Origin of the sequence: Synechococcus sp. EJ6-Ellesmere (genome assembly GCF_024345875.1) — a bacterium.
Classification (GTDB): Bacteria; Cyanobacteriota; Cyanobacteriia; order PCC-6307; family Cyanobiaceae; genus Regnicoccus_A; species Regnicoccus_A antarcticus.
Genome location: NZ_JAGQBY010000096.1, coordinates 1 through 12108 on the forward strand (window position 1 = coordinate 1; position 12108 = coordinate 12108).

The 12108-nt window shown below is 63.1% G+C and carries 9 protein-coding genes; all 9 read right to left on the reverse strand.

Annotation, left to right across the window (positions count from 1 at the left end; translation table 11 throughout):
• Positions 1 to 126: 126 nt before the first annotated feature.
• Entirely contained in the window at positions 127 to 3696 is a 3570-nt protein-coding gene (locus KBY78_RS11215) for a TM0106 family RecB-like putative nuclease (protein WP_255143654.1), read from the reverse strand.
• A 103-nt stretch (positions 3697 to 3799) separates the two neighbouring features.
• Entirely contained in the window at positions 3800 to 4243 is a 444-nt protein-coding gene (locus KBY78_RS11220) for a hypothetical protein (protein WP_255143655.1), read from the reverse strand.
• A gap of 98 nt (positions 4244 to 4341) precedes the next feature.
• Complete coding sequence (locus tag KBY78_RS11225) at positions 4342 to 6375, reverse strand: protein kinase domain-containing protein (RefSeq protein ID WP_255143656.1); 2034 nt, start codon at positions 6373 to 6375, stop codon at positions 4342 to 4344.
• A gap of 10 nt (positions 6376 to 6385) precedes the next feature.
• Positions 6386 to 7138: a protein phosphatase 2C domain-containing protein gene (locus KBY78_RS11230; RefSeq protein WP_255143657.1), complete on the reverse strand. Its 753-nt coding sequence runs from the start codon at positions 7136 to 7138 to the stop codon at positions 6386 to 6388.
• Complete coding sequence (locus tag KBY78_RS11235) at positions 7135 to 7845, reverse strand: VWA domain-containing protein (RefSeq protein WP_255143658.1); 711 nt, start codon at positions 7843 to 7845, stop codon at positions 7135 to 7137. Before KBY78_RS11235 ends, KBY78_RS11230 begins: the two co-directional genes overlap by 4 nt.
• 69 nt (positions 7846 to 7914) lie before the next feature.
• A complete protein-coding gene (locus KBY78_RS11240) occupies positions 7915 to 8319 on the reverse strand; it encodes a hypothetical protein (RefSeq protein ID WP_255143659.1) in 405 nt (134 codons plus the stop codon).
• 109 nt (positions 8320 to 8428) lie between these two features.
• The gene (locus KBY78_RS11245) at positions 8429 to 10666 is read right to left on the reverse strand and encodes an AAA family ATPase (protein ID WP_255143660.1); all 2238 of its coding nucleotides are present in this window, start codon (positions 10664 to 10666) and stop codon (positions 8429 to 8431) included.
• 174 nt (positions 10667 to 10840) lie between these two features.
• Positions 10841 to 11629, reverse strand: coding sequence for a hypothetical protein (locus tag KBY78_RS11250; RefSeq protein ID WP_255143661.1), 789 nt, complete (start codon positions 11627 to 11629; stop codon positions 10841 to 10843).
• 135 nt (positions 11630 to 11764) lie between these two features.
• Positions 11765 to 11914: a hypothetical protein gene (locus tag KBY78_RS11255; protein ID WP_255143662.1), complete on the reverse strand. Its 150-nt coding sequence runs from the start codon at positions 11912 to 11914 to the stop codon at positions 11765 to 11767.
• Positions 11915 to 12108: the final 194 nt, after the last annotated feature.

A 12108-nucleotide genomic window follows, 5' to 3' on the forward strand; every position in this document is an offset into this window, starting at 1 on the left:
AAGCTTGGAGACTCTGTTCTGCTCATCCCAGAAGCCTCTTTGCCCCACAGCCAAAGTAAACAGCGCTTCGTGATTATAACTGGACTGGTCGCTTAATCAAGCCATTACTGGATTTTTCGAGGTTCCCTATTGAAGGCTGCCCATTAACCGGCATAGCCGGCTGAGCTGCTGCACCTCCGCCACGCTGCGGCTGATGCCGGTGGCCAGCTGTGGAGAACCCACCACGATTGAGAGGCACTGGGCGCGGCTGATCGCCACGTTCAGGCGGTTGGGATCCAGCACGAAGCCAAGCCCTCTCGGTGCGGCATCACCGTCGCTGGCGGTGAGCGAATGGATCGCCACCGGCGCCTCCTGGCCCTGGAACTTGTCCACCGTTCCCACCCGGGCCTTGTTGCCGAGGCGTCGCTGCAGGAGGTTCACCTGCAGGTTGTACGGGGCTGTGATCAGGATGTCGCGGCCGTTGAGCACGCCTTCCTGTACCTGCAGTGTTCCATCCACCAGCCTCACCCGCTCGTAGGGGCTGCCGTGCAGCTGCTCCACCAGGGCAGCGATGTGGTCAACCTCCTCCTCGCTGATGGTGCCGTTGCCGTTATGCATCACCGCTTCAAACAGGAGCCCCTGCTGCTGCCCATCCCACAGCACCCGGTTGGCGCTGTTGGCCTCGGCGGCTTGCAGTTCACCGTCGTAGAAGAGCGCCGACACCACCTTGGTGAGCGCGGGCGGCATGCGCCAGCTGGTGGCCAGAAACACACCGCGGTCAGCTGGCACTACCGGATGGTTGTCCATCACGTAGTCGACGCAGCTCAAGCCGCTGTCCTCCGGATGGGCTGCCCGATTGGGCTGGGAGAGCTGTTGCTGGTCGCCAACCAGCAGGATGTTGCGGGCCACCCGGCTCATGTAGAGCAGGTTGCTGAGGGGCACCTGCCCGGCTTCATCGATCACGAGCAGATCGAAGGGCGCACCGTCGTAGGCCTCCTTCACCAGGGTGAACACCGTGGCCCCGAGCACTTCGGGGTTGTCTGGAAGATCCTTCTCGGTGAGCGCCTGCACCTTCGTGCCACCCAGTGACTTCACGTCTGCCTTGTGGCCGGTGGAACTGGAGGCCTTCACAACCAGAGCGCTGCTGCCACGGGCATCAAGGCACTCCTGCACGCGCTTGAGCAGGTTGTTGATGGCCTCGTTGGTGGTGGAGCTCACCGCAACCCGCTGGCCAGTACCCACCAACTCCGCGATCAGCGCACCGGTGACGGTGGTTTTGCCGGTGCCGGGGGGGCCCTGTAGGGAGAGCCCCAGGCCATCAGCCTTGCTCAGGAAGGCCGTGAGCTCGGCAGCGGCGGTATTCGGTTCATGGCGGATCCGCTGGTTCAGATCCACCAATGCCGGAATGGGGCGGCGCTCCAGCAGATGCAGCAGTGCCGGTGGCAGGGGCTTGTGATCAAACACCCACCCCTGGGCCAGCCGCACGAGATGGGCCAGCATCCGCTTGTAGATCTGCTTCGGCAATGGCACCAGATCGGCCTGGCGCGGCAGATCGCCGCCGGGCAGACCCGCTTCCTTCAGCTGGCCCAGAAGCTTGTGAGTGATCTTCAGGGTGACCTGATCTGGTTGCTCATCGTCCAGAAGGCCCTCCAGATCAAGAACCTTGGTGCCCTCCTTGAGCAGGGCTTGGAGCGGTAGCAGGCGCTTGCCATCGCTCAGCAGCGGCACAACGGCGAAGCGCGGGTTGAAGCTCGCCTTTGCGGAGAGTTTCAAGGGCTGGCTGTCATCAAACCGATAGCGGTAGCCATTCGATTGGCCCGTCACCCGCTCCACCTTTTCCAGGCGAGCTCCGGCAATCACCTCACTGTCGTCCTCCCGATCCTCCGGCGTCATCTGCAAGCGGTTGAAGAACTCCCACCACTCCACCTTCCCTTCCCGCTCCTGGAAGTCGATCAGCTGGGCCACGAGCTTCTGCAGCCGCCAGCTCAGACCGCGAGGGCCAGACGCATCCGGATCGTCGATCGTGTTGGGCAGCTCCTGCAGCAGCTCGCGGGCCGCTACCTCAAGGTCCTTCTCATAGGCGGTGTTCTGACTCTGCTCCGTTTCTTCTGCCGCCGCCGTACCCCACTTGTTGGGTCGCCATGGGATCTGCTGGATGACAGGCAGACCGAGCAGGAAGCGGTGCAGCCCCTCGGTCACCTGGCAGTCCTTGGCGTTGTAGTCCTCGAGGTTCTGGAGAAGCGGGCTCTGCCCGTCACTCCGGCCTGGCACGTCAGGTTCACCAGACTTCCTCCATTCGGCATACTGCACCACCGAATCGGCAGCGCTCTCCACCTCCTCCGAGCGCGCATCGCCGTAGAGACGCTCCACCTTCTTGATCGAGTAGCTGGGAGCCCCCACCAGCAGGCCGTTGCGGACAACTGGGAACAGATCCACCAGCAGTTCATCGCGCAGCCACTGATCGATTTCGGCCTGGTGAATCTGATGGCGTGAGGCGAGATGGCCCAGGGCCGTCTTCTCGTAGCTGGCGTAGTGGTAGACGTGCAGATCCGGATAGTGGGCGCGGCGCTGCTGCACCCAGGTGATGAAGCCAGCGAAGGCCTGCTTCTCCTCGGCCGGGTTATGGGCCCACCACGGCTTGAATTGCAGCTCGCCCCGCTCGTCGCGGTAGCTGGCTCCAAATAGGTACTCGAGTTTCTCGCCGCTGATCGGGTCCGGGAAGCCCTCCATGTCGAACCAGATGTCGCCGGCATCAGGGATGGGCAGCATCGCCAGCCCGCGGGTCTGCTGCTCAGGAGGCCGCACCTGGAATGCGGGGCGCCCTTCGCCATCGCCCTCGCCGCGGTCGGTGGCGAGTTGGATCTGGGCCTGGTCGTGCAGGCGTGCCAACACGGCGTCATCCATGCCGGGTACACGCTCAGCGACCGGCCAATCCGCCAACTGCTCGATGGTGCTGATGCCGATGGCGCGGAGCTTGGCGCGCTGGCTCTGGCGCATGCCGGCCACCAGGATCAGGTCGCGCTTTTCCTGGAGCCGTTGCTCGATGAACGGCGTCCAGAGGCCGTGATCTCCCGGCGCATCCTCCGGCTCCTGGCCTGGATCAAACCCGGCGCGGAACAGCCGGTAGCGCTCCCGCAACTGCAGGTACCAGGGCCAGAAGTCATCCACCCGATAGCCATCGGGGCCCTCCACGAAACGACCACCGCCCAGGTACAGCTTGAAGCGATCCGGCCGCTGCCCCAGAAGCGGCGTGAGCAGTTCGCAGTAGGCGCATGCCTGCACCAGGTAGATGGGCTTGGAGTGACTGGAGAGTTTGCATTCGATCGGGATGTAGCTCCAGTCGCCCAGGGCGGAGGGCTGCTCAATGCGCTCGAGCAGGTCGGCTGAGCCGCGCATCTCCTCGTTGCTCAAGGAGGCCTGGTGGATGTAGTGCACGCCGGAGCGCATGGCCTCGACCGTGGCGGCGTAGTCCTCCTCAAGCTGCCTGCCGGGCAGTTCGGCCACGCTCTTGCCGGCAGCTTGGAGGTTGCGGATCAGAACCTGCTCGTGCTCCAGACCGGCATCGAAGAGAAGCTGATCCAGCGACTCGGTCTCCGGCCGCGGTGCCCGCTGAGGGTCGATGACGTGCAGTTCTTCCCTCCAGGCGCCGATCACCGGGCTGCGGCTGAAGAGGGCCAGCTGAGTGGGGGTGATCAGGCGGTTGGGTCGGGACGGCATCGAGGATTACAGGCAGAAGTAGAGAATCAGGCCGTTGACGACGGCCGATAGGCAGGCCCAGCGCAGGGAACGACTGATCAAGCGGGGGCTCATGCGATGGGTCTCAGTCCAGATCGACCGAGTCCAGCAACACCCGGGCGCGCATCAGGCGGTCGGCGTCGATCGCCCAAGCGACGATCTGGCTGTGCTTGGCGTCGTCGTCCTCCTGCATCTCTTCGACGATCCCGTCGTGGAAGGACTCCAGATGACGCACCAGCTCAAGAGCGATCTGCTGATCCTCGACGGCACTGGTTTCGAGCTTGTTGATCAGATCGAGCACCTCCTTCACCTTGACGCTCTGCCCGCGCTCGGGCTTCTCGGGTCGCTGATCCTTGTTCTGCATGGCGATGAGTTGCTGGGGACTGTCGGGGATGCCGGCCGCAACCGTCTGGGGCTGGTTGTCGTCAGTCATTTCGGGGTGGAGGCCCTCGTTGGGATCGATGGGCTTACCAGCGCGGAAGCGATAGCGGAAGCTCCTGGGGCCGGAGTGATCGTGGGGCAGGGTCATCGCTTTCTCTCTGTCGCTCCCACCAGGATCGCCGCGATCGGCCGCATCGAAGATGCTTCATGTGCGATCCACCAAGGACGCTTGCAGCGCAAGGGGTCTTAACTGATGGCAAGGAAGGCGTTCAGGAGCCGATCACGCTCAGCGGTCTTACTCGCGACCTGCTCGTTCAATTTCACGAGGTACTGATCGGCCCGCTTCAGTTGTTTCCCCAGGACCTGAAGTTCGTCCTCGAGGGCCGCCAGGCGCGCGAAGCCGGCCAGATCGATCAGATCCTCAAGCCCCAGCGGCCAGGTGCGGTCTTTCAGTTGCCAGCGATGACCGGCCATCACCGCCGCGAGATGGACCTTCAGCTTGTCCTGGAGACCCTTGCCGATGCCGGGAATGACCGTGAGGCGATCGATGTTGCGGCGCAGGTGTTCGGCGTGGAGGAGGCCATGGGCTTCAAGCAGCTCCAGGCGCCGTGCCCCGAACCCCTCGATCCGCCAGGAGCGGATCATCTCCTGCTCCAGCTGACGGGTCAGCCACGCCTCCTGTTGCTGCTCAACGGCGCTCTGCAGCAGGGCCAGCGCCTCCGCCGCCGGATCCGCTGGGTGATCCGATCCATGATCCAGCGGCGTGAGGTCAAGCGCGGCCAGATGTTCGAGCAGATGCTCGTGCCGACTCTGCACCCAGTCCAGGAACACCAGGAAGGTCTTGACCGCTTCGTCCACGAATTGCAGCAGCCGCCCGAGGCTCTCCTGCCGCTGGGCATCGCTCCCACCCCGCCCCAGCACATGGCGCCTCAACCAGGAGGCTTTGGAGCTCAGGCGCCGCTCCAGGGCTGTCCGGTCGATCCACTGCGCCGCATCCCCGTGTTGGGCGTGAAGCTCTGCCAACGAGCGCTCGAGCGTCAGCAGCTTGGCCGCGAGTTCGGCCCGGAGCCCAATGAGCCAGCGGCATCGCTGCTGGTGGACGAGCAGCTGCCGATGCAGCCCCCCGTAGCGGTGCAGCAGCGGGCCGGCAGCAGCGGCAGGCGGGGACGTCGCCTCGGCCACCGCAGGTGGAGCAGAGGAGGTTGATCCGGAGTGGGGGAGGGCATTGGGGAACCTGCTGATGGCCTGCCCGCTCCGCTCGTCCACACCACACCAAAGGCATTCCCTGCCACGGGGGTGATGGTGATGGCGGCTCTTGCGGCATGGAACCACCTGGCCGTGGAGCTCCCGCAGAAGCCCCACCCATTCGACGGCGAACGGCCGCAGGCCGGGTGTGCGCCGGTTCGCGTGAGCGGAGAAGCTGCGGCGGAAGGCCTGATCGATCGCTTCACTGATCTGGCTGGGCGCCGGCCGGAAGGGACTGGCCCGCAGACCAAGCGGCGGCATGGCGGCGTGGGGATAGAGCCCGCAGCTGATCTTGGCAGCCACCGCGAGGTCAGGCTCGCTGTCGTTGATGGCGTTGTCGTAGGGATGGTCATGCAACAGCAGTTGATAGATCAGGACGGCGAGGGAGAAGTCGTCGGCACTCACCTGGCGCCAGCTGTGGGAGAAGTCGCAGCCGATCAGCTCCGGCGCGGTGTAGAGGGGCCGGCTGACCGGACAGTGGTGGTGGCGCCCGCCGAACTCCTTGATCTGGAAGCTGTCGGTGTCGAGCACGATCGCCCGCCAGGTGGCGGTGTCCGCAAGGGTCGTGGCCGCCTCGAAGAGCACGTTCTCTGGGTTGAGATCGCCGATCACGACGCCGTGGCGATGGAGCGTCGCCACCGATTCGGCCAGCCGCAGGGCTGCCAGCACCGCATCGGCCCAGGTGTAGTGAGGGAGGTGGCGGATCTGCTCGAAATTGAACAGCCGCGCCGCGCTGACACTTCTGTTCCGGTCCACAAGGCGCATCGCGTAGCCCGCCAAGCACCCAGGCCTTCCTCCCTCGTTCTCGTAGAGAAGCCGGCGCGGCAGGGTCGTCACCGCACCGCAGCGAGCTTCCAGCTTGTTCAGGGCCCGGAGCTTGTCGGCATCGATCTTCCGCATGAGCTTCACGGCCACCACCTCGCCACCGAGGCGGGCGGTGTGCACCTGCCCCTGCCCCCCGGCGCCGAGACGGGATCCGGCGGTGAGCTGGAGGCTGAGGGACTCGCCTTTGTCGGTGAGGAACGTGCGTGCCATACGGCTTGACTCAGGCCGCGATCACGAGGGTCAGGTCGTCGTCGCTGAGCTCGCGCAGCGCCGGATCGGCCAGCGACGACGCCAGCCAGGTGGGGTAGCCGCGCGAACCGTGGCGCCGCCTGTGCTCCCCGATCACCAGCTCGGCCAGTGGACGATTGGGCACCAGCACATGGGGTGTTCCGGGCTGGGGCGCAAGGAAGGCCGCCTCGAGGCCATCGGAGAAGCCGATCACCGCCTCGATGTCCATCGCCGGTGCCCACCACAGGCCGATCGCCTCGGTGGGGGTGTCCGGCCGAAGGAAGGTGGTTTCGTTGGCGAAATCACCCTTGGCCGGGGGCAGGGGCAGGCTCCATTCGCCCCCACGTCGCAGCAGCAGGCTGGAGTCGCCCACCTGGGCCACCACGAGATAGTGGCGATCCCAGAGGCAGGCCAGCACGGTGTGATTCATCAACGGAGCAGCCTGTGGACGTGCATGGAAGAAGGCACGGCGGAATCGTTCCCGCAGCACCATCAGCGCAGGAGCCCTGCGCGGCGTGCGCCGCAACTGGCGGTGGACCGCCAGCAGGGCTCTCCAGCCGGCGCGGGCGCCAAGGGCGGCAGCAGCGGCCACCGCGGCGTTCCCTCCTGCCCCGTCGCAGATGACGAAACCGCTCGGACCGGATCGGTGAGCTTTCGCCAGGAAGCGATCACAGCAGGGTTCGCCGCGCATGGCGTGCCGTGTACCGCGCTGCTGGGCTGTGGCCAGGCGGACACGACTCCTCACAGCACCCAGCCGTCGTAGAGGTCATCGCCCACGCGCGGGTTCACAAGCTGCACCCCCTCGCCGGAAGTGGACTGTGAGACGCGGCTGAGGCTGCCCGACAGCCAGAGGAACATCTCCTCGAATTTCAGGTTGGCCAGATCCAGACAGCGGCCCTTGAACGGACGGCTGAGCTCGTTGAGCACTTGACGGCCGCAGGGAGACACATCGATGCCGATGGTGAAGAGGATGAACTTCTTCTCCGCTTCCGCCAGCTGCAGAGGTTGTAGGAGCTGTTGGTAGCTGTCGGAGAACAAGCCCTCATTGTCGGTGGGCTCACCGTCGGTGAGCAGGAAGATCCAGGGGCGGTAGTGACTGATGCCGTGCTCTCTGTAGGACTGCTTGCGCTGGGTCACCTTCACCATCGCCAGCTCGAGTGCTTCCTTCATCGGCGTGCAGCCGCCTGCCTCAAAGCGCGGCTCCCTCATCTCGTGCAGCAGGGAGAAGTCGGAGTGCACTTTCACCGGCCCGAAGCTGATCACGCACAGCTCCACGCTCTGCGAGGCCATCGGGCTGCGCAGGATGTCCTGGCGGAAGGTACGGAAGCCTCTGTCAAGGCGGCGAATCTTCTCCCCCTCCATCGAGGCGGAGGTGTCGAGCAGGAGTACGCAAGGAGTACGGCGGTGTCGATTGGCAAGCAGGCTGCGGGCTTCTGGATGGGAGAACAGCATTGAAGAAAAGGCGGAACGATCAGGACGACTTGGGCGCTCATCGGCAGATCGATGAGGATGATCCTGCAGTCACGATTTGATCCGAACCCAGTTGATGTCGCTCGGCTGCATGAGGCACTCGACCCCGGTGGTGCTGTCGATCAGATAGGGACCTTCCACGGTCCGCACCTGGAGGCATCCCCGGGGGCTGGCGGCAGGCCCGAGCTCCTCGACGAGCTGGACAACCAGCGGGTCATGTCGAGTCAGGCTCTGATCGACGAGAACCTGTGGTTCCCACCACCGAAGTGTCGGGCCATAGGGGAGATTGGGCGTTCCGTAGCGCGGATTGGCCACCACCGCCTCGGACCCGTGGCTCCGCAGCCAGTCCATTGATGCGGCAGTGAGCTCAAGACCGATTCCCTTGGTATTGATGACGACGCGATGGGAGGATGCAGTAGCGGGCACGGATCTGACGTCTGACGATTCCATCAGCATCCGTGAAACAATCCGTCCCTTCAAGGCAACTCGTGCGATCGACCAAGCTCGATCAGCTCAACAGATCAGGATCCAGGCTGCCGAGCAGGATGGTGAAGATGGTCAGCGGTCATTGTCCAGACTCTGAGGCGGCGTACATCGCCACCACATCGCTGGCCATCCCTCGATGCTTCTCGCGCAGCCGCAAGGGCTGCTCAATGCGGATGCCGGCGCCGTAGCGGAACAACCAGGCGTGCAGGTCCCAGTCGTCATGCACCGTCCAGCGGGGCAACAGGATCTCGACGGGATAGGGATGGCTGTCGCTGGGAGGGTTGGGCTCCAGTTGATCCTGCGGGCCCTGCTCCCACTCCGATACGTCGGCGATTGGCCTGGAGTAGCGGGTGTGTGCGGGTGGGAAGCGCTTCGGTTCCTCGCGGATCAGGCGAAAGATCGCTGGAGTGCAGGAGAAGCGCAGGCGGTCATACCACTCGATGCCGGCGATACCGGGTGAAGCGTCTTCAATTTCGGGATCTCGCAGCTGGCCGCTGATCGCCAGCTGGCCGGCGAGGCTTTTACCGAAATACAGCCCACCGCAGAGATCCAGCAGATGCTGCAGGCGCTGGAGTGCAGCGTTGTGCTCGGCTTCGGTGTTGCGGCGGGCGTTGCCGTCTTCCCCGAGCATCACGAGACGATCGAGGCGCAGAGTCTGGGTCAGACCCTCTTCGGTGCCGATGCCATAGCGCTCGAAGGCCAGATACCAGCTGATGTTGTGAAACAGCAGCTGAAGAGGCCAGACCACGAAGCTGCCGTCGTTGCCCCGCCGCCGCTCCTGCTCGCTGGGCGGTGGATCCGGCAGGTGGCGCAGGCTGATCCGGCGCCGATCCCGGATGGCTCGCTCCACCCGTTGCGCCTGGGTCGGGCTGGCCAGGGTGTGCGGACACTCCTCGGTGAAGGAGCGATTAGCGACTGCCCGTCGGCTACGGCGTTGGCCCTGCCGCTCCAGCTGCAGAAGCCCAGCCCAGCTCAAGCGCTCCTCGAGCTGATCGAGCAGTGTCTGCTGGGACTGATCGCTTAGGCGCTCTTGAGCGCCCTTCAAGGCTGCGTACACCTCCAGGAGCTGATCAGCAGAGAGGAGGGCGCTGCCGATGAAGAAACCATGCCTGATGCTGTCGGATCGACCCTTGCCTGTGGTCTCGGGGCGAAAGCCATAGGGGGTGAGTACCCCCTCGAGGTCCTTGCGCAGCAGGGCCTCCTGCCCCGGTGCATAGGCCCCTTCAATGTCGGCCAGGGAATCGATCAGGTAGCCATAGAAGCCGCTGGGCTGCCCTCCTTTCCGCTTCCCTGAGGCAACTGCATCCCTGTCGGATTGCTCCGGTGCATCGAACGGTTCCTGCAGCACGTGCCGCAGCAGGGTGAATACCCTGCGGAACACACGGCTGTCCGCAAGAGCCGGATAGCCCCCGTTAACCGTGCTGCCCTCAGCGGGTCCATGGGTGCCGAGATCGATGGGTTCGTATCTGCTGGAGTCCAGACGGAAGAAGCCATTGGCCTCCAACCAGGCCAGGTCGCTACGGATGGCTGCGGCATCGCCGTAGCACTCACCGTTGCCGCCATGAACCTCCTTCCAGCTGGTGAGGTAGGCCGCTGCACGCTCTGCCAGATCACCGGAGGGTGGGGGGTTGAGGATCTCCCGCAAGCCAGCGGCGGTTGCCGGGTCGCGATCATCAAGGCCGTTGAAGCAGCTCAACAGCCGGATGCTGAACAGCAGACGCTCCAGATCCAGAAACTTGGAGTAGCGATGGAGATGCGCAAGCTTCGTGCTGTCGCGGTTCCGAGCACTGGTGATCCTGCGATCGAGCTTCTTGAGAATCGCATCCAGTTCTGAGGCCCCGAGGCTCTCCTTGGCGGGGTTGGACGTCACGATGGCGGCAAAGCCCTCGCTGCGATCCGGCCCGAAGCGTTTGTTGCTCACTGCGGCTACGTAGTCGCGGATCACTTCTTCTGGGATGGGACGAGAGCGTGTCCTGGACCATTCCAGACAGGTGGGTAGGGGGGTCTTCATCCACCACCCGATCCACTCCACTGGCCTGCTGAAAGCAAGGAACTGCGTATAGAAGAGACGCCAGGGCCGCATCGCATGGGTAGCGTCGATGATCACAGGGAGGTCATGATCCACAGCCTCATGCAGCCGCTGGAGTAAGCGGTCACGGATGTCGGGCCAGGGCCCCTGCACACTGGCATCACCAAACAGCTCCTCACGAATCACGTCGGTGGAGAGAACCAGCCCGGACTCGCCGCTTGGGCCGCTGAGCAGTGGTGCCAGGCGATGCGCGAGAGTTGTCTTGCCGCTAGCCGGGGGGCCGATCATCAGGTGGCAGCGGCAAGGCATAGAAATGTCACCCCTTAGGTTCATATCGTTACACCCGTGGATTCATATCATTCTAGACTGATGCGATTATTCACGGGAAGCAGAAGCAAGGCGTGGGTGGGTGCCTCGAAAGACTTCGGGCTTCGCAAAAGAGCAGCAGTATGCCCTGGGCAGTTATTCAGAGGCAAGCGAACCCGCTGGCAACTTGACAGCTTCTTCAAATAGTGGAATATCGCACTCATGGTGCAGAACAGCTCTGACCCGAAAGCTAAGATCGTCGAGCTTGAAGAGTCTATCGGTAAGCTGTTGCACATCGACATAGTCATGCAAAATTGATCTATTCGTATGAGCGGCCTGATTGCGGAGGTCATTAAGAGAGTTCATCTTTTCAAAGCTGCTTCGACTAGCAAAGCCAAGCTCCCTGTGAATGCCCTTTTCCAGGCAAAGGCTGAGCAAGTCACTCAGATACAAGTAGTGAATCGGGGTGTGGTTGAAGCCCTTTGCCTTGTCGGCATGCATGAAATCAAGCTGCCTCCCTTTGATCCTCTGCACGATTTGCTCTGTTGCAAGGCGCTTTTCTATTAACTTGCACAGCAGTGTCTCCAGTATGGCGACACGTGAAAACAGGGAGATCCGAAATGGATTGTCATTGAAGTCTGAGACCGTCACCAGGCCAGTGACCTTCATGTGCGTGCGCACGAAAAAAAACTTCCTTTGTCGCTTAAGCATGTGTTCAAGAACATGGTCAGCCGGAGTTGAAGCTAGGATTAAATCTTCTACTCGAATGGCCTTGCGAATGATCTTCCCGGGGTCCGGCTCTCTCTTCCAAAAATTGATGATCAAATCGCTGCTGTCGTCGCACACAGGCACAACATCAAAGTCGTGCTTCGCCATCAGGCTTTCGGCATCTTGCTTTGCTGATTTGCGAGGCAGGGAAACCAGCGACTCGCGCCGGATGGCCATTTCACCGATGCTCAGATGAACAAATTGCATTGATAGCCTGTAGGATGTAGAGAGAAGCCTGAGTGGCGCGTAAACATTAGCCGTTGCGCCCAGAAAAGCTTGTCACCAGGATATGGGTGGCGGAGATCCGAGTCCCTACGCCTCCCAGGCGGCGGCATCGTTGCCGCTCCAGGTGGCCTGGGCATCGTCGATCACGCGCCAGATGCTGACTGGCTGCCAGCCCAGCACCCGTGCCTGCAGGTCGATCCTTCGGCCGCAGTGGGTCCAGACCGGAAGCAGTTCCACCACTTCGCCGCAGTCGAGAAGATCGTCGGCGAACAGATCGTCAAAAGGGGATGGTGTGGAGAATACTGGGTAGCGCCCCTTTGAGTGGTGTAACTCAGAAGGTCCTGTGACCCTGTCTGGAGGGTGAACAGGTGCAGCCAGAGGATGACTGCTCAGGAGCTGATTGTGCAGCTCCATTCAATCACTATGAACCC